The sequence below is a fragment of the Macrococcus lamae genome, from assembly GCF_004359545.1.
GTDB lineage: Bacteria > Bacillota > Bacilli > Staphylococcales > Staphylococcaceae > Macrococcus > Macrococcus lamae.
The window spans coordinates 19,458-39,244 of sequence record NZ_SCWB01000015.1; the positions used below are offsets into that span (position 1 = coordinate 19,458).

16 protein-coding genes are annotated in these 19,787 nt (G+C 42.7%); 2 read left to right on the top strand and 14 right to left on the bottom strand.

The window, feature by feature from the left end; genetic code table 11:
• Positions 1 to 1,947, bottom strand: a complete 1,947-nt coding sequence (gene glgB, locus ERX29_RS08870; protein ID WP_133444330.1) for a 1,4-alpha-glucan branching protein GlgB — start codon at positions 1,945 to 1,947, stop codon at positions 1 to 3.
• Positions 1,948 to 2,190: 243 nt separating this feature from the next.
• Between glgB and pulA the strand changes: the two genes are divergently transcribed.
• Together pulA and ERX29_RS08880 are read left to right on the top strand one after the other, a co-directional pair.
• On the top strand, positions 2,191 to 4,257 hold the full coding sequence (pulA, locus tag ERX29_RS08875; RefSeq protein WP_133444331.1) for a type I pullulanase: 2,067 nt from the start codon (positions 2,191 to 2,193) through the stop codon (positions 4,255 to 4,257).
• Positions 4,258 to 4,277: 20 nt separating this feature from the next.
• The gene (locus ERX29_RS08880; RefSeq protein WP_133444332.1) at positions 4,278 to 5,927 is read left to right on the top strand and encodes a phospho-sugar mutase; all 1,650 of its coding nucleotides are present in this window, start codon (positions 4,278 to 4,280) and stop codon (positions 5,925 to 5,927) included.
• 98 nt (positions 5,928 to 6,025) lie between these two features.
• On the opposite strand, the gene ERX29_RS08885 is transcribed toward ERX29_RS08880, so the two are convergent.
• The 13 genes from ERX29_RS08885 to lspA form a co-directional block, all read right to left on the bottom strand.
• Positions 6,026 to 6,748: a hypothetical protein gene (locus ERX29_RS08885; RefSeq protein ID WP_133444333.1), complete on the bottom strand. Its 723-nt coding sequence runs from the start codon at positions 6,746 to 6,748 to the stop codon at positions 6,026 to 6,028.
• A gap of 57 nt (positions 6,749 to 6,805) precedes the next feature.
• Positions 6,806 to 7,417, bottom strand: a complete 612-nt coding sequence (pyrE, locus tag ERX29_RS08890) for an orotate phosphoribosyltransferase (RefSeq protein ID WP_133444334.1) — start codon at positions 7,415 to 7,417, stop codon at positions 6,806 to 6,808.
• Complete coding sequence (gene pyrF, locus ERX29_RS08895; RefSeq protein ID WP_133444335.1) at positions 7,411 to 8,109, bottom strand: orotidine-5'-phosphate decarboxylase; 699 nt, start codon at positions 8,107 to 8,109, stop codon at positions 7,411 to 7,413. The genes pyrE and pyrF overlap by 7 nt, the downstream gene beginning before the upstream one ends.
• Entirely contained in the window at positions 8,106 to 9,029 is a 924-nt protein-coding gene (locus ERX29_RS08900; RefSeq protein WP_133444336.1) for a dihydroorotate dehydrogenase, read from the bottom strand. The genes pyrF and ERX29_RS08900 overlap by 4 nt, the downstream gene beginning before the upstream one ends.
• A complete protein-coding gene (locus ERX29_RS08905) occupies positions 9,026 to 9,784 on the bottom strand; it encodes a dihydroorotate dehydrogenase electron transfer subunit (RefSeq protein ID WP_133444337.1) in 759 nt (252 codons plus the stop codon). The genes ERX29_RS08900 and ERX29_RS08905 overlap by 4 nt, the downstream gene beginning before the upstream one ends.
• Before the next feature lie 9 nt (positions 9,785 to 9,793).
• Positions 9,794 to 12,967: a carbamoyl-phosphate synthase large subunit gene (carB, locus tag ERX29_RS08910; protein WP_133444338.1), complete on the bottom strand. Its 3,174-nt coding sequence runs from the start codon at positions 12,965 to 12,967 to the stop codon at positions 9,794 to 9,796.
• The gene (gene carA / locus ERX29_RS08915) at positions 12,960 to 14,054 is read right to left on the bottom strand and encodes a glutamine-hydrolyzing carbamoyl-phosphate synthase small subunit (protein WP_133444339.1); all 1,095 of its coding nucleotides are present in this window, start codon (positions 14,052 to 14,054) and stop codon (positions 12,960 to 12,962) included. Before carA ends, carB begins: the two co-directional genes overlap by 8 nt.
• Entirely contained in the window at positions 14,047 to 15,327 is a 1,281-nt protein-coding gene (locus tag ERX29_RS08920) for a dihydroorotase (protein ID WP_133444340.1), read from the bottom strand. The genes carA and ERX29_RS08920 overlap by 8 nt, the downstream gene beginning before the upstream one ends.
• A 1-nt stretch (position 15,328) precedes the next feature.
• Positions 15,329 to 16,207: an aspartate carbamoyltransferase catalytic subunit gene (locus ERX29_RS08925; protein ID WP_133444341.1), complete on the bottom strand. Its 879-nt coding sequence runs from the start codon at positions 16,205 to 16,207 to the stop codon at positions 15,329 to 15,331.
• Positions 16,208 to 16,217: 10 nt separating this feature from the next.
• Positions 16,218 to 17,534 (bottom strand): uracil-xanthine permease family protein, encoded by a 1,317-nt coding sequence (locus ERX29_RS08930; protein WP_133444342.1) that lies wholly within the window; start codon positions 17,532 to 17,534, stop codon positions 16,218 to 16,220.
• A 106-nt stretch (positions 17,535 to 17,640) separates the two neighbouring features.
• The gene (pyrR, locus tag ERX29_RS08935; RefSeq protein WP_133444343.1) at positions 17,641 to 18,165 is read right to left on the bottom strand and encodes a bifunctional pyr operon transcriptional regulator/uracil phosphoribosyltransferase PyrR; all 525 of its coding nucleotides are present in this window, start codon (positions 18,163 to 18,165) and stop codon (positions 17,641 to 17,643) included.
• A gap of 149 nt (positions 18,166 to 18,314) precedes the next feature.
• Complete coding sequence (locus tag ERX29_RS08940) at positions 18,315 to 19,220, bottom strand: RluA family pseudouridine synthase (RefSeq protein ID WP_133444344.1); 906 nt, start codon at positions 19,218 to 19,220, stop codon at positions 18,315 to 18,317.
• Positions 19,207 to 19,698 (bottom strand): signal peptidase II, encoded by a 492-nt coding sequence (gene lspA / locus ERX29_RS08945; RefSeq protein WP_133444345.1) that lies wholly within the window; start codon positions 19,696 to 19,698, stop codon positions 19,207 to 19,209. The genes ERX29_RS08940 and lspA overlap by 14 nt, the downstream gene beginning before the upstream one ends.
• Positions 19,699 to 19,787 lie beyond the last annotated feature (89 nt).

Sequence of the window (19,787 nt, forward strand, 5' to 3'; positions counted from 1 at the left end):
TTATATTCCTCCAGCATTAGTTATTTTTTCTGCTTTATCCATCTGCTTATAAACGGTCATACCAAATGGTGGCAGTTTTGTTTTGATACTTTGATTATACCCATTTACCGCCAATTTACTTGATAAGAGTATATCATTGACAAGTTGGTTTGAGCCTCCAAAGTCCTCATGGTCTGAATTAAAAATTTCCTGATAGCTGCCCTCAGCTGGAACACCGAGCACATAATCATAATGTACTTGTCCCGTGAAGTTGAGGACGACTATTAGCTGTTCTCCTACTGCACTTGTCCGGATATAACTGATAATAGATTGTTCATTATTATCTACATCAATCCAGTCAAAACCTTGCGGATCATAATCCTGTTCATATAATTCAGGATGCTTGCTGTAAAATTCATTTAAAGCTTTCACATATTTCTGCATACCATGATGAAACGGATACTTAAGTAGAAACCAATCTATCTGTTCTTTATCTTTCCATTCGGAGTATAGACCAAGCTCACTTCCCATAAACAGAAGTTTTTTACCGGGATATGTCATCATATACCCGTATAATGCTCTTAAATTGGCAAATTTCTGCCATTGATCTCCTGGCATCTTATCGAGCATTGACAGTTTGCCGTGCACTACTTCATCATGAGAAAAAGGCAGTACATAGTTTTCATTGTAACGATACATCATCGGAAATGTTAAAAACTGATGATTATAAGGTCTTGCTCCTTGATCAAGTTCAAAGTAATCGAGCGTATCATGCATAAACCCAAGATCCCATTTAAAATTAAATCCAAGCCCCCCGTGCTCAACCGGAGCAGTGACCAGCGGCATATCAGAAGAATCCTCTGCCATGATAAGAGCCTGTGGGTGATAGTCGAACAGAACTGTATTTAACTTTTTAATAAAGGCCACAGCTTCTTTATGTTCGCTCGAACCTTCATCATTATATATTTTTTCTTCCTCTGTATAATTCTCGAAGTTTAAATCTGTCATACTATGGACGGCATCAACTCTAAGTCCGTCTAAATGAAATTCCTTCAGCCAGAAATTCGCATTTGAAACAAGAAAACTCTGAACTTCATTACGTCCGAAATCAAATGTCAGTGTTCCCCAGCCTCTTTTTTCAGCTCGCTTTGGATCGCTGTATTCATAGAGTGGTCTGCCATCAAATTGTCTTAGTCCATGCTCATCTTTACAAAAATGAGCTGGAACCCAGTCCATCAATACACCGATTCCAGCTTGATGAAAACAGTCCACTAAATATTTAAAGTCTTCCGGTGTACCGAAACGGGAAGTAGGTGCATAGTAACCCGTGACCTGGTAACCCCATGATAAATCAAATGGGTGTTCAGTAAGCGGTAAAAACTCAACATGTGTATATCCCATCTCTTTGACATAGGGAACTAATTCTGCAGCCATTTCTCTATAACTGTAAAAGGTGGCATCTGTATAACTGTCGATGCTCATGTCCTCAGTCCATTCTATATCATGCTTCTTCCACGTTCCTAAATGCACTTCATAAATATTTATTGCACTAGTGTAAGGATTTTTATTTTCTTTATTTTTCTGCCAGCTCATATCATTCCATTTATAAGTAGACGGAGCAGTGACTACTGATGCAGTACGCGGCCTAATTTCAGCGGTTCTAGCGTAAGGATCAGCTTTCAACTGAAATCCATTGTCTGTCCTTATGAAATATTTGTATGCAGTTCCAGGTTGAACATCAAATTGTCCTGTCCATAACCCTTGCTCAGATAATTTTTGCAGTTCGTATCCTTCACCTGTCCAGTTATTATCATCAACTGCTATAGCAACTGCATGGGCTTGAGGTGCCCATACAGTAAATATCGTCTCATTACTTTCCGGTATATAATGAGAACCTAAAAATCGATAAGCCTCATAGTGAGTTCCTTGATGAAATAAATATTGATCCAAATCAGAAAGTTCATACATATCATCATCCCTTTCGTTTCACTATGCAAGTGGTTATATATATTATTTTATACCCTATAATATTATGCATAAAAACTAATTTAACTGACTTCTTAACTATTGTACTTATAAATACTCATGAAGTATAACAATAAATTATAAAATAGAAAGAATGTTCAATTTATTTTGAAAAACATGAGGCTGCTAATAGAATTGAATGGTACGTAAGTTTATAATGAATGTAGTTCATTGGGGAGGCGTACGATGAAATATACAGGCTATATTGATAGTTTTTCAGAAATCAACCTGCCTTATCATACTGTAGATAATCCCTGGCATTATTTCTCCGGGGCTGTCATCAGTTGTGATGAAATGACGTTACCAGTTTCTTATCGCTGTCATCATGACGGGGTGTATACGTTTAAAACAGAAATAAACATTGAGCTGCATCATCTCTGGTGGCTTCATTTTAATGAAGAAAGCTATCCTCTTTACATTGGACAAATAGTCAGAACACAGGAATTTGATGCAAAGTTTCAGCAACTCGGTACTGAATATGGCGCTGTTTATCATCATAATCAAACATGCTTTACATTATGGTCGCCTGTTGCCGCATACGCGGATGTCATCATAGATGATATTAAACACCCCATGACCTATAAAGATGGCAACTGGACCATCACATTAATGGGTGACTTTCATAATAAGAACTATATATATGGTGTTGCGACTAACCATGAATATCATTATGTAATAGATCCTTATACGAAAGGTCTGACTTTAAATGCAGCAGCGGGAGTTATAGTAGATCCAAAAATTGAACCTGCTTGCTTCAGTGACCATATGCTACCAAGTATCAAACCGGAAGAAAGTATTATTTACGAAGTACATGTGCGTGATTTTTCAATGCATCCAAATAGTGGGGTATCGCCAGAAAAACGAGGAAAATTCGCTGGTATGATTCAGAGCGGAACTACTACTGATGATGGATTGAGCACAGGGATTGATTACATCTCGTCACTCGGTGTCACCCATGTAGAATTACTGCCAATCAATGATTTCGCTAAAGTAGATGACATAAAGTTTAAAGATAGTTACAACTGGGGATATGATCCGTTACATTTTCAGACACCTGACGGCAGTTATTCTACCGTGCCAGAACAAGCTGAAGAAAGACTGCTCGAATTAAAACAGCTGGTCATGCATTATCATCAGCACGGAATAGGGATTATTATTGATGTAGTGTTCAATCATGTATTTGATCGCCCTACTTCTTCATTTGAAAAATTAGTTCCTGGTTATTATTTTAGGTTTTTTGAGGATTTAACTGTCAGCAACGGTACAGGTGTCGGTAACGATTTTGCATCTGAACGGTTGATGGCGAGAAAATTCATCGTCGATTCTCTTCTCTATTATGCTGACTATTTTAAAGTAGATGGCTTTCGTTTCGACTTAATGGGATCTATCGATATTGATACAATGAAAATGATAGATGAGGTATTATATGAAAGAAATAGTAATATTCTGCTGCTTGGTGAAGGATGGAACTTGAATACAGCGTTACCCGATCATCAGAAGACTGTTCCTTCAAATGGACATCTTGTTCCTCATATTCATTTTTTCAATGACTTTTTCAGAGACACTTTAAAAGGTAACAACTTTGATATCTCTGAGACCGGATATATGAATGGCGGTGGTAAATTTTTTGACCGTATGTTCAATCTTTTCAGAGGGCAGTATTATGATATGCATGTCCAGCAGACGATTAATTATAGTGAGGTACATGACAACCATACTTTATACGACCGCATGTATTACTCTGTTGACCGGTCACATAATGAATTACTGCTCATTCACCAGATGACGACAATATTCACTGTTTTAAGTCAAGGGGTTCCTTTCATCCATGCGGGTCAGGAGTTTTTCAGAACTAAATATGGTCATGGAAATACATATAATTTGAGTGATTATATTAATAGACTTGACTGGAGCAGGAGAGAAAAATACGAAAAAGAACTCGAAGTGTTCAAAAAAGCTGTTGCATTAAAGAGAAATTATAAAGTCTTCCGTCTGACAGATTATCAGGATATTACATCAAGAATTATTAAGTTTGACTGTCCTTCACCAGTCTTCGGTGCCGTACTATTCGATACAGAGTATGAATTCATTGTTATGTTTAATCCATCTGAAGAGAGCTGTACGATTGAACTTCCTCGCTTAGGGGTATTCGATACAGAGTTAAGCACGACTCAGATGATTGATCAAGTTTCAAGCAAATATATGCTGAAACCTTTTGAAAGTGCGGTATTGAGTAAGCGCACATCATATTAATAAACAAGGAGATGTTTTAAATGCCAACTAGAAAACAATGGGAGAATAAATTATCTGAAAGTCTAATTTCAGAGGAACAGTACAATCAGTTGTCTGAGGAACAGAAGGAAGAGAGCTTCAGTTCTAACCTTGCATTCGGCACAGCAGGAATAAGAGGAAAGATTGGACTCGGCCCTAACCGATTAAACCGATTCACTGTTCAAAAAGTAGCTTATGGTTTAAGCAAGTATTTAAACGAAGTAACTGATCAGGCGACAGTCGTGATTGCCTATGATACACGTCACTTCTCAAAAGAATTTTGTGATGAAATTGCTGCTGTTCTCGGTTCAAACGGAATCACTGCCTATATTTTTGAACGCTACCACACAACACCTGAACTTTCCTATTCAGTCCGTCATTTACAGGCAGATGCCGGTGTGATGATTACAGCGAGCCATAATCCACCGGAATATAACGGTATTAAAATTTATGGTCCCGACGGCGGACAGATGGCGCTTGCCGGATCACAGAAAGTCAGCAGCTACATTAATCAGATCGATAATGAGTTGAATATCGAAGTACAACCGCTCGACCAGTTAAAAGCAGACGGGTTAGTCAAACAGGCGCATGCTGAAGTTATTGAAAGCTATAAACAGCAGGTCATTGATCTGATTCAGGATATTCCTCAATCAGACTTAAAAGTTGTTTTTTCAAGCCTTCATGGAACCAGTGTTCCCATCATCCCTGAAATATTGGAGTCACTGAACTTCAGCAACTTTAAATTAGTGACTGCACAATGCACGCCTGACCCTGACTTTTCAAGTGTTGCATCAGCAAATCCAGAAGACCATGCAGCCTTTGATATGGCAGTCGAACTCGCAAAAGAACAAGGCGCAGACCTTTTGATTGCTACTGATCCGGACGCTGACAGAATGGGTGTTGTCGCTAAAGTCGGTGATGACTTCCATTACTTAAATGGCAATCAGCTCGGCAGTCTTCTGCTTGCCTACCGTATAGAACAAACTGAAGGAATGAAAGACCGTGCTGCAGTAAAATCGATTGTGACCAGTGAACTTGGAAAAGTCGTTGCTGAAAAGAATGATGTCAAAATGTTCGACGTACTGACAGGATTTAAATTCATCGCCGAAAAAATTGCTGAGTTTGAGCAGAATGAAGATTATCAATACATTTTTGGATATGAAGAGAGCTATGGTTACATGGCTAGTCCTTTTGTACGTGATAAAGATGCCGTGCAGATTGTTCCTCTGATTATCAAACTTGCAAGTGAGCTGAAAAATGAAGGTAAAACAATTGTCGATAAGATGAATCATATTTATAACACGTACGGACATTATGAAGAAAAGTTGTTTGCACATACATTTGAAGGACAAAGCGGTAAGCAGAAAATTCAAGACATAATGACTAAAGCAAGACTGGACACACCTTCATCAATTGCCGGGCTTAAAGTCATCGCGGTAGAAGACTACGAGGCACAGCTCCGTAAAGATGACAACGGTGAGTCAACAATCAATCTGCCTAAAGCAGATGTTCTTAAGTTCTTCTTCAGTGATGGCTGGATCGCCCTTAGACCATCAGGTACAGAACCAAAGATTAAATTATATGTGTCATTATTATCTGACGAAATTGATGAAATAGCTGAGAAAATCAACGCTGAGTTTTTTGGTGAATAACTTTTTGATATCATTTAATAAGAACCTGATGGAAATTTCCATCAGGTTCTTATTTTACGATTGATATTCCTCAAGGCAAAAAAATTATCCCCTTGAAATTATTTCTTAGTATTCAGGGAGCTGATGCCTTCCAAAAAGTTTCCCCATGGTATGCTTTCTGAAATGTTCATATAGATAACCACCAAAATAATAACTATTAAATTAAGTTTAAAGACATCAATATCAAATTGATGCTTTTCATTATATGCCATAAATAATCTTATAGGAACGCTCATTATTATCAGAAATGAAATAAGTTCAAGCTCATGAATAAACGGTAGATTCAGCAGATTTAAAATAATCTGAACAAGACCGATAAGAATTAGCAAGGAAAAGTAACTGACTGCATCAACAAATACTTTGTAAATCGTATTCATTCGGTTGATGGACAATAACTGAATAAAAAAAGTAAAAAGTATCAGTGATATCATGAACAATCCCTGCAACAGCATATTCACCACACCATTCTCCCACTTAAAACCGCCTGAGGCTGTACTTCCTACAAAAAACAGGACTATTAGATAGAGAAGAAAGTTTAAGAAGGCAAATATGAAGTAACGGCTGCTCCCTTCATCATTGACGATGATATGTGGTTTTGATAAAGCATAGAACACGTAATTAATGAACGTTTCGATTTTATAGTCAAACTGTTTTACTGGTTTCACTACTTGAGCGTGTAATGTAATCCGTTTATCGTTTTTCGGCTGTATCCGACGTTTAATGCTATTCGTTTCATTTCTATTTTTTATAAATGAATTAATATGGTCCCATCGATTACCCATAAGTCACCTCAATATTTTAGCCCGTTTACTGTAGTATACAATAAACGGGCTGAAATATTATAGATTGTTTCTGAAGTCAGTGACTAATTGAATGTCCTTGCTATCTAGTTTGTTCATATCCGCTGCTACTTCTACTAAAGTATCGAAGTCTGTCAAAGTGAAGTATGGATATCCTGCTGCTGCCAGTCTGTCTTTTCCTTTTTGCAGCTGATAGCTGAAAATTGCAATTATACCGAGTACATCTGCCCCATGTGCCTTTAAAGCATCACATGCGTCAATAGCAGATCCTCCTGTTGATATTAAGTCTTCAACGACGACGACTTTTTGTCCCGCTTCAACTTTCCCTTCAATCTGGTTGCCTTTGCCATGTTTTTTGTTAGAAGAACGAACATAGCTCATCGGCAGGTTCATTCTCTCTGAAACAAATGCGGCATGCGGAATGCCTGCAGTCGCTGTTCCGGCAATCACTTCTACATCCGGATAATTAGTGTTGATTAGTGATACTAATCCATCAGCTACTTCTCCTCGTACATCAGGATAGGACATTGTTAAGCGGTTATCGCAGTATATCGGACTTTTAATTCCTGATGCCCATGTATAAGGTTCATTTGGACTGAATGCAACTGCACCGATAGTTAATAAATGACGAGCTATATCTTCTTTTAACATTCTGTTTCCCACGCTTTCTTAATTTGCTGATATTTTGCAACTGGATTCTTATCTTTAGTAATAGATCGTCCGACAACTATATGAGTAGAACCGTTCTGCCGAGCAAATTCCGGTGTCGCCACACGTACTTGATCCCCTACTTCATCATCAACAGTACGGATACCTGGAGTTACTTTCAGGAATGAAGAACCTAGATGATCTTTAATCATCCTGCTTTCATTAGCTGAACATACAACGCCAGCAAGTCCGGAGTTTTTTGCAACTTGTGCATATTTCAGAATGCTGTCATTGATGCTGCCTGGTATGCCCTGCTCCAGATTCATCATTTCTTCAGAAGTACTTGTCAGTTGTGTGACCGCGATAAGCTGTGCCTCGCTGCCACCTTCTCTTAAACCTGCAAGTGCAGCTGCCATCATTCTGCTGCCGCCTGCAGCGTGGACATTGATCATCTGAATATCAAGACCGGCGAGTCCTTTCATCGCCTGACTGACCGTATTCGGGATATCATGCAGCTTCAGATCCAGGAAGATATCATGACCGAGGTCACGCACTTCTTTGACGATCACAGGACCATTCTGCAGATAGAGCTCCATACCGATCTTGACAAAGAGCTGCTCGTCGAACGGTTTTAGAAAAGCGAGAACTTCCTCCATATTCTTAAAATCAAGTGCAATAATCGGCTTCGTGTTCATAATCTGACCCCCAGAATATCGAGTGTACGACCTTTAAGCTCATGGATATGGTCGACGCCGAGCTGATCGAGCAGTGCCGGCAGCTCAGTGATGATATCCTGACAGACGGTCGGGTTCTGGAAGTTCGCCGTACCGACTGCGACTGCGTCCGCTCCGACCGAGATATAGTCGATGACGTCCTGTGCGTTCGTCACGCCGCCCATAGCAATGATCGGCGTGTCCAGGTGCTGACGGACCTCATAGACCATGCGCATAGCGACAGGTTTGATAGCAGGACCGCTTAAACCGCCGATTGTATTGGCAATAATCGGTGCACCTGTCTTACTGTTCAGCTGCAGGCCGACGAGCGTGTTGATCATCGTAAGACCGTCACAATGCGGTGCCACGGCCTGCGCCATCTGCACGATGTTCGTGACGTTCGGTGATAGCTTGACATAGACGGGTACGTTCGATACCGCTTTAACTTTAGCGGTCAGTCGCGCTGCTGTCTCAGGGTCAGTCCCGAACTGAATGCCACCTTCCTTGACGTTCGGACATGAGATATTGAGTTCAAGTGCCTTGACATTCTGAGACTTCGAGATCTGTTCAGCGACGTAGACATAGTCTTCTTCAGTCGAACCGGCTACGTTCGCAATGATTGGTGTCTCGAACTGCTCAAGCCATTTCAGTTCATGTTCAATAATGTGATGGACACCGGGATTCTGCAGACCGATGGCGTTGATCATGCCGCTGGACGTCTCTGCGACACGCGGTGTCGGGTTACCGAAGCGCTGTTCCTTCGTCGCTGCCTTGATCATGATCGCACCGAGATTATTCAGATCCATAAACTGCGCGTATTCCTGTCCGAATGCAAAGCAGCCGGATGCCGGCATAACAGGATTCTTCAGATCAAGTCCTGGTAATTGTACGTTCAGTCTCATAGCTCAAGCTCTCCTTTCTTAAATACCGGTCCATCTGTACAGATCTTGACGTAACCATGTTCGTTATCCGCCTTGCAGACGCAGGCATAGCATGCACCAATACCGCAGCCCATGCGCTCTTCCAGTGACACGTAGCCTTCAGTATCAGGAAGCGTCTCCTGAATCGCTTTGATCATCACGATCGGACCGCACGTATAGAACGTATCGTAGTTTTTCGGTAAGTTTTTAATGACATCTGTCACGAAGCCTTTTGTGCCGAAGCTGCCGTCCGCAGTTGCGATATGTGTTTCGCCGAGTGCCGCGAACTTGTCCGCATAGAAGATATCTTCTTTCGAGTTAAAGCCGAGCACATGGATGGTTTTAATGCCGCGTGCATTCAGCTGTTTTGACAGTTCGTATAACGGCGGCACGCCGATACCGCCGCCGATCAGGAGTGCACATTCTTTCGCAGCATCTACCGGGAAGCCGTTGCCGAGCGGTGCGAGTATATCGATTGTATCGCCCTCTCTAGCTTTAGAAAGTGCCTTCGTCCCTTTGCCGTCTGCACGGTACAGACAGGTTAAAGTCGCGTTATCGCTATTGACTTCACAGATGGAAATCGGTCTTCTGAGCATAAACTCAGAAGAATCTCCGACTCTGATATGGACAAACTGGCCAGGTGTCTTCATATTGCGCGTGATATCTCCATGCATCACCAGTTCATATATATTTCGTGCAATCAGGTTGTGACTGACAACTGTCATATTCTCCTGCATAATAGCCTCCTACATCTGATTCATATTGAACGTCATGCTTTCGATAACATCGATGAGCGCACGTGCGGTATCAAGTGAAGTCAGACATGGCACACCGTTATCCACTGATTCACGTCTGATCTGGAAGCCGTCACGTTCGAACTGCTTGCCTTTTGTCATCGTGTTGATAACGAGCTGTACGTGTCCATCTTTGATGACATCAAGGAGGTTCAGTTCATCGCCGATCTTGCTGACTTCAACGACGGGAATGCCTGCTTCTTTAAGAACCTGTGCTGTCCCTTTCGTCGCCATGATTCTGTAGCCGACGTTATGGAGACGTTTCACGAGTTCAGTCGCTTCTTCTTTATCCTTATCTGCTACAGTGACAAGTGCTGTGCCGTGATCCTTGACCTGCAGACCGCTTGCGACAAGGCCTTTGTACAGTGCTTTTTCAAGCGTGATATCTTTACCCATGACTTCACCTGTTGATTTCATCTCTGGTCCGAGCGTGATATCAACGTTTTTCAGCTTGCTGAAGCTGAAGACCGGTGCTTTGACGAAGACACCTTCTTTAAACGGTACGAGACCATTTGTGTAGCCTTTGTCTGTGAGTTTTTCGCCGAGCACTGCTTTCATCGCGAGATTCGCCATCGGTACTTCTGTGATCTTACTTAAGAATGGTACGGTACGGCTTGAACGCGGGTTCACTTCAAGCACGTAGACTTTGTCATCAGCGATAACGAACTGAATATTTAAGAGTCCGATAATCTCGAGCCCGCGTGCTAATCGTTCCGTGTAATCCGCAAGTGTCTTGATATGTTCTTCTGATAGACTCTGCGGAGGATAGACCGCGATTGAGTCACCTGAGTGAACTCCTGCGCGTTCGATATGTTCCATAATACCTGGGATGACAACAGTCTCTCCGTCACAGATGGCATCGACTTCTATCTCTTTACCAGTTAAGTAGCGGTCGATCAGTACCGGATGTTCAGGGCTTGCTTTAACCGCCTGCGTCATATAATTTGTGAGTTCTTGTTCATCGTAGACGATCTCCATCGCACGGCCGCCGAGAACGTATGAAGGACGGACAAGAACCGGATAACCGATGAAGTTAGCATTGGCCACGGCTTCTTCGACTGATGTCGCTGTCTTACCAAGCGGCTGCGGAATACCGATTTCCTGCATCAGTGCCTCGAATTCTTTACGGTCTTCTGCTTTATCCAGGTTCTCAAGAGAAGTACCGAGTACTTTGACACCGTACTTCGCGAGTTTCTCTGCTAAGTTGATTGCTGTCTGGCCACCGAACTGCACGACGACGCCTTCAGGCTGTTCAAGATTGATGATGTTCATCACATCTTCTTCTGTTAATGGTTCAAAGTACAGTTTGTCTGAGATCGAGAAGTCAGTTGAGACGGTTTCAGGATTATTGTTGATAATGATTGCCTCGTAACCTGCTTCGCGAATTGCCCAGACAGCGTGAACTGTCGCATAGTCGAACTCAACGCCCTGACCGATACGGATTGGACCAGAACCGAGAACAATGACTTTCTTCTTGTCAGAGACAATTGATTCATTCTCTGTCTCATAAGTACCGTAGAAGTACGGTGTTGATGATTCGAACTCTGATGCACATGTATCGACCATCTTATAGACCGGGATAATATTGTGTTTCTGACGGATATCATAGACCGCGCGTTCTGTCATATTCCAGCGGTGCGCAATCACGCGGTCGCTGAAACCATATTTCTTCGCCCAGACCAGGCGGTCGATGTCACCCGGGTGTTCCTTTAAGTCATGCTCGATGTCAATGATGTGCTGCATCTTGTACAGGAAGAACAAATCAATCTTCGTCAGTTCATGAATGCGTTCTGGTGTCACACCGCGGCGCAGCGCTTCTCCAATGAAGAAGAGCCGCTCGTCGTCCTGTGCTAAAATGCGTTTCTCGATGAAATCAAGATCGAACTGGTCACCGTTTGGTAATCCTAAATGATGAACACCGTATTCAAGAGAACGAATCGCTTTCAACAGTGATTCCTCGTAAGTACGGCCGATTGCCATCACTTCGCCTGTCGCTTTCATCTGTGTGCCGAGAACACGTTCCCCTTTTTCAAACTTATCGAACGGGAAGCGCGGAATTTTAGAGACAACATAGTCAAGAGCTGGTTCAAAGGCTGCATAACTTGTTCCTGTCACCGGATTCAGCATTTCGTCAAGTGTCATACCGACTGCAATCTTCGCAGCGAGCTTTGCAATTGGATAACCTGTCGCTTTAGATGCGAGTGCTGATGAACGTGAGACACGTGGGTTCACTTCGATGATATAGTAGTTATAGGAATCCGGGTCGAGTGCGAGCTGAACGTTACAGCCCCCTTCGATCTTAAGCGCACGGATAATGTGCAGGGATACGTCACGAAGCATATGGTACTCTTTATCTGATAATGTTTGAGAAGGTGCGACAACGATGGAGTCACCAGTATGGATGCCGACCGGGTCAATGTTTTCCATATTACAGACAACAATCGCATTATCGTTTGAGTCACGCATGACTTCGTATTCAATCTCTTTGAAGCCTGCGATTGATTTCTCAATCAGACATTGTGTCACCGGAGAGTACTTCAGTCCGTTTGTCACAATCTCAATCAGTTCTTCTTCATTATTACAAATACCGCCGCCAGTTCCACCCATCGTGAAGGCCGGACGGACGATCACCGGGTAACCAATATCATTAGCAAATTTCACGGCACCCTGCACGTCATTGACAATATCACTCTCAGGAACCGGCTCACCGAGTTCATTCATTAATGTTCTGAACAGATCTCTATCTTCAGCCTGTTCAATTGAAGACAACTTAGTACCAAGCAATATCACGTTGTTTTCTTCTAAAACACCTGCTTCATGCAGCTGCACTGCCATGTTCAGACCTGTCTGACCACCAAGTGTCGGTAGGAGAGCGTCCGGCTGTTCTTTACGGATGATACGCGCAACGAAATCAAGTGTCAGAGGCTCGATATAGACTTTATCCGCAATCTCTGTATCCGTCATTATCGTTGCCGGGTTAGAGTTCACTAGGATTACGCGGTAGCCTTCTTCGCGTAATGCGAGACAGGCTTGAGTCCCTGCATAGTCGAACTCGGCCGCCTGACCGATAATAATCGGGCCAGAACCAATTACGAGTATAGTCTTAATATCATTACGTTTAGCCATTTATGACACTCCCTTTATTTTCGTTCATCATCTGAATAAAATCATCGAATAAGTAGTTTGGATCGTGCGGACCAGGACTTGCTTCCGGGTGATACTGAACTGAGAACGCCGGCAGTTCTTTATGACGCAGACCTTCTACCGTGCCGTCATTCAGTGCAACGTGCGTGATCTCGAGGTCTGTCTCTTTAACAGTCTCAGGGTCGACAGAGTAACCGTGGTTCTGCGATGTGATTTCAATCTTACCTGTTGCAAGATTCTTGACCGGATGATTCGCACCGCGGTGACCAAATTTCATCTTAAATGTCGTTGCACCGCATGCAAGTGCAAAGAGCTGGTGGCCGAGACAGATACCGAAGAACGGCACTTTACCAAGGATGCCTTTGATCATCTCGATACCGTCCTGTACGACTTCCGGATTACCCGGGCCGTTTGACAGCATGACGCCGTCCGGACGAAGACGCAGAATCTCTTCCGCCGTCGAATTCCACGGCATCACTGTGACGTCACAGCCACGGAGATTCAGCTCGCGGACGATGTTCTCTTTTTTACCAAAGTCGATTAAGACGACGCGCAGGTCATTACCTGTTGAGACATAAGCAGTCTTAGTCGATACCTGCTCGACTTCATCCGTACGGAATTCAGCTGTCTTGAGGTCTGCAATCGCCTGGTCAACGTCCACTTCCTCATTGACGAACGCTGCTTTTAACACACCGTGTTGACGGATAATACGTGTCAGCTTACGTGTGTCAATCCCGTCAATTCCTGGAATATCATAGTTCTTCAAAGTCGCGTCAAGCGACGCCATATTGCGGAAGTTACTCGGCATTTCACATGCCTCGCGGACAACCATTCCTTTCAGTGAAGGTGTCAGCGTCTCATAGTCGTCACGGTTGATACCATAGTTACCGATGAGCGGATAAGTGAACGTGATAATCTGACCTGTATATGACGGATCTGATAATGTCTCCTGATAACCTGTCATCGCCGTATTGAATACGATCTCACCCTGTGTCTCCTTGTCGCTGCCGAAGCGGTATCCTTTAAAAATGGTGCCGTCCTCTAAAACTAGAAATCTCTGTTTACGCATGTTGTCCCTCCTGATATGCAATTTGTCCTTTTGCTAATGTCAATGTCACATTACCGAATACTTTCTGGCCGATAAACGGTGTATTTGAGCTTTTAGACAGGAAATCGTCTGCCTTGATCTCGTATTCTTCGTCTAAGTTAATAACCGCGATATCTGCCGGTGCACCTACTTCAAGTCGACCGTATGGCAGTTTGAAGACGTCTGCCGGTTTTGTCGTTAAATACTCAACAAGCTGGTCAAGTGTCCAGTCGCCGTTCTTGACGAAGTGTGTATAAAGCAGCGGGAATGCTGTCTCACTGCCGACAATGCCGAACGGTGCTTTTGTCATCGGCTGATTTTTCTCATCAGCTGCGTGCGGTGCATGGTCCGTTGCGATAAAGTCAATCGTGCCATCAAGCAAAGCTTCAATCAATGCCTTCTGGTCTTCTTGAGAGCGGAGCGGTGGATTCATCTTTAGAATCGCATCATCTTCAGTGATGGCGTTTTCGTTCAGCAGTAAGTGGTGCGGTGTCACTTCAGCTGTCACTTTGATACCTGCAGCTTTAGCATCGCGGATCGCTCTGATGCTCTGGATGCTTGAGACGTGACAGACATGGTAATGACAATCTGCCGCTTCAGCAAGGAGTACATCACGCGCAATCTGTACTGCTTCACATATGCTCGGAATACCCGGAATACCGAGTTCTTTTGACACTTTTCCTTCGTGCATCGCACCGCCATAGATGAGTGAATTATCTTCGCAGTGTGCAACGATCGCCATATCAAGCTTCGCTGCATGCTGCATCGCTTCGTACATAACAGAAGCTGTCTGTACGCCAACACCGTCATCAGTGAACGCAAATGCGCCGTGTTCTTTCAGCGCTGCGAAGTCGACTAAGTTCTCACCTAACTGACGTTCAGTGATGGAAGCATAAGGGAGTACTCTGACGACTGCGTTATCTTCAATTGTCTTGTTCAGCTTATCTAGGTTTTCAACTGTATCAGGGACAGGACGTGTATTCGGCATCGGGCATACTGTCGTGAAACCGCCACGTGCTGCTGCCTTCGTTCCAGTCTCAATTGTCTCTTTATGTTCACCGCCCGGTTCACGTAGATGCACATGGACATCGATAAAGCCTGCTGATACGAACTGTCCGTTCAGGTCGATGATCTCACTGTTGTAGACATTTAATTTTTCACCCATCTCTATGACTTTGCCGTCCTCTATTCTGATATCGCGTTTAACGAGTTCCCCGTCAACTAATATTTTGCCACCACGTAATAATGTACTCATCTTATTTCTCTCCTTTATTCAGAATATGACTTAATATACTCATGCGTGTAAAGACGCCGTTCTCCATCTGTTTGAAAATGCGTGATTTGGATGCTTCAACAAGTTCACTGTCGATTTCCACACCCCGATTGACAGGAGCAGGATGCATTATGATGGCTGAGTCTTTCAACTCATCATAACGCTCACCAGTTAGTCCATATTCTATATGATAATGACTTTTCTCAAATGTCTTAGCACCATCATGACGCTCATGCTGGATACGCAGCAGCATACAGACATCAATGTCTTTAATAACATCATCGATAGCGACGTACTCAACTTCAAGTGATGTATCCTGCCACTCTTTTGGCGCTGCCAGCTTCACGTCTGCCCCAAGTTTCGTCAGTGCTGTAACATTGCTCCGTGCCACTCGGGAGTTGATAATATCTCCACATATCAGTACTTTTAAATCTTTGAACGTACCGTATTCCTCGTAAATCGTCATCAAGTCAAGCAAACATTGAGAGGGATGCTGACCACTGCCGTCTCCGGCATTGATGACTGGAATAGTAAGTGTTTGAAGCTGTTCATAATATGCATTATCAGGATGTCTGATAACCAGTACATCTACACCGATACTTTCCAGCGTCTTACATGTATCATAAAGAGTTTCACCTTTAGCGACAGAAGAGGTACTTGTTTCAAAAGGAATGACATCCATACCGAGCCGACGTTCAGCCATTTCAAAGGAACATTTAGTTCGCGTCGAATTTTCAAAAAATAAATTGACCGCATACCCTTTGTGTTTTACTTCCTTACCCTGTTTGAATTCTATTGCCAGGTTGATGATATTCATTAGATCGTCAACTGACAGATCATCGATTGAATGTAACTGTTTCATCATGTACCTCCTATTCGTAATCTTCGTGAACTTTTGCTTCCGGCAAGATTAAATTGAGCAGTATACCTGCAAGTGCCGCAAGTGCCATGCCTTCGACATTTAAATGAATATCCTGTATCCTCAGATCGATATGCGCTTTACCTATACCTAATACTAAAATAACAGATGCTATGACTAGGTTTCTTTTATCTCCAAAATCTACTTTGGACTCAACGAGCATACGCAGACCACTTGCCGCAATAATACCGAACAGTAGAATGGAAACACCCCCCATTACCGGTGTAGGAATACTTGAGACAAGTGCTGTGAATTTACCGACGAAACCTAGAATCAGAGCAAGAACTGCAGCACCACCGATGACCCACACACTATAGATTCTAGTAATTGCAAGCACTCCGATGTTCTCGCCATATGTCGTACTTGGCGGTCCTCCTATTATTGATGAAATCATCGTAGATACACCGTCACCTATCAGACTTCGGTGAAGCCCTGGATTTTTAAAGAAGTTTCGACCGACGATTTTATTGATGACTACTTGATGACCGATATGTTCACTTACTGTCACTAAAACAATAGGCAGCATTATAATGATCAGCATCCAGTCAAATGTTGGCTCGTAATCTCGAAATGGCATATAAATGTCCGGCATTTGCAGCCAGGAAGCTTTGCTGATGCCTGAAAAATCAACTACACCAAGCAGTACCGCCGTGATATAGCCGATAACAATCCCCATCAGTACTGGAATGATTGAGAAGAAGCCCTTCGCAAATATATTAAATGCAACAACCGTGAGTAACGTGACCATTGCAATGAGTAAATATTCACCACTGTATCCCGTCATCTTTGCACTATCTTTATACATCGCCATATTCACTGCAACTGGAGCAAGTCCAAGCCCAATAACCATGATAACTGGTCCGACAACAACGGGAGGCAGAAGTTTCAAGAGCCAGTCTGTACCTGTAAGTTTAATTACTAAACCGATGACGATATAGAATAGACCAGACATGAACAGTGCCATCAGCATTCCACCTAAATCATGAGTTTTTAGACCAACAATTATCGGTGTAATAAACGCAAAACTTGATCCCAAGTATGCTGGTATCATTCCTTTAGTAATCAGCAGATATAGTAGAGTGCCGAGTCCGGAGGCAATCAATGCAGCTGATACTGGCAATCCGGTCAAATAAGGGACTAATACCGTCGCGCCGAACATTGCGAATAAGTGCTGGGAGCTGAGTAACAGCCACTCGCGTGCTCTCGGTTTATCATGGACATCGTATACCGGTTCTACTGTACGTTCATATATCTCTTCATTTGTCTTCATTTTCTCTTCTCCTCATCAAAAAAAGTCTCTTTGCGTATGCAAAGAGACTTTAAGTAGTTTCCACTTAATGGCCCTTTGCCGGTCTCTCGTACCGATTTAAAAGGTTCTATTTAATATATACTTGTGTTTTCTCATCCACTTCGTCAAGCATGACAACAATTTCTTCTGTCAGGGCTGTCGGAATATTCTTCCCGATATAATCTGCTCTTATCGGAAGCTCACGATGCCCGCGGTCGACAAGCGTTGCCAGACTGATGCGTTTCGGACGAACTTTGTCAAGAATCGCATCAAGAGATGCACGCACTGTGCGACCTGTGTATAGTACGTCATCAACAATCACAACATGCTTGTTATTCAAGTCTGCCTCGATGATATAGGCTTGTTCTTCTACTGCGTCCCGAATAGCAATATCATCGCGGTACGCAGTGACGTCAAGTACTCCAGTCGGCACAACGACTCCTTCAATCTTCTCGATTTTCTGCTGGATTCGATTCGCCAGATATATACCTCGCGTACGAATACCGAGCAATGTCAGATCCGCTGTTCCTTTATTATTCTCTAATATTTCATGAGCGATACGTGTCAGAGTTCTGTCGATTGCCTTATCATCCAAAATCACTCTTTTTTCCATTTTGTCCTCCTAAAAAACCTCACGTCTAATAGACGTGAGGTTTTCCCGCTCAACGCCTTTTAAGCCTCTCTGGACTTAGTTAAAAGCAACGTGATTAAGTTACTTAAATAGTATCATAACGAATGAATTTGTCAATGATGCGTAAGATATTATTTGCGGAGTTTTCGAATCAGTTCTTCAAAATACTCAGGAAGCGGTGCTGTACGTTCAATATATTCTCTGGTCACCGGATGCGTAAAACCAATGACTCCGGCATGCAGTGCCTGACCACCGATATCAAGTGTCTTTTTAGGACCGTATTTCGGATCTCCTGCTAAAGGAAAGCCAATATGCTTCATATGCACACGGATCTGATGTGTACGACCTGTTTCGAGCTGACATTCTACAAGTGAATATTTATCAAATGTATCAAGCACATTGAAATGTGTCACCGCTTCTTTACCATTATCCTGCACTGCCATCTCCTGACGGTCTTTCGGATTACGTCCGATTGGCGCATCGATTGTTCCGAATTCATGTGGAATGACACCATGTACAAGAGCTGTGTATTTACGTGTCACTGTTTTATCGACTAGCTGGTCTACGAGTCCTCGATGAGCAATATCATTTTTCGCAATCATAAGAAGACCAGAAGTATCTTTATCAATACGATGAACGATACCCGGGCGAATTTCGCCGTTAATACCTGACAAGTCCTTAATGGCATACATCAGTCCATTGACTAATGTACCATTCGGATGACCTGGTGCCGGATGCACAACCATTCCCTTTGGCTTATAGACAATCGCCACGTCTTTATCCTCATAATATATTTCTATGTTTAAATCTTCAGCCACTAGATCTACTTCTTCTACTGGTTTTTCTGTAACGATAATCTCATCATTCAGCCGCAATTTGTAATTGGCTTTAACAACCTTACCATTGACCTGGACAAGCTCATGCTTAATCCAGTCCTGAATCTGGTTACGTGACCAGTCAGCATTCATGTCTGTCAAGTACTTATCAATCCGCTGACCGGTTTCTTCTTCTAATATTTCAAAGTTATATGTCTGCATGCTTTTTCTCCTTATTCTCATTCACTAATATTTCATAGAGCAATACGATCACACCGATTGTCAGGCAGGAATCTGCGATATTAAAAATCGGAAAGTCATAGTTGATAATCTTCGTATCGATGAAATCAACGACACTTCCTCTGAACAGACGGTCAATAAAGTTGCCGACAGCACCGGCAAATATAAGCGTTAAACCGAGCTGCATCACTGGCTTAAAGGCCGCATCCTGCTTAAAGAAATACAGTATTGCCAGCAGCACAATAACCGTAATGATATAAAAGAATATCATCTGATTCTGCAGCATCCCCCATGCAGCACCGTTATTACGATGTGACGTTATTTCTAAGATATTTCCGATAACAGAGAATGAGTCTCCTACATTCATTGTTTTAACGATTATCCATTTTGACAGCTGATCCATTATAATCAAAAAAAGACCGATAGGAATCATCACTGACAAGTTATACTTTTTATTCATGTTCTCACTCCAATCTTTTCTAGTTTATCACATTTCAAAATAATCGTCTTTATTTTTAAGTTTACATAATATAATTATTAATATAATTT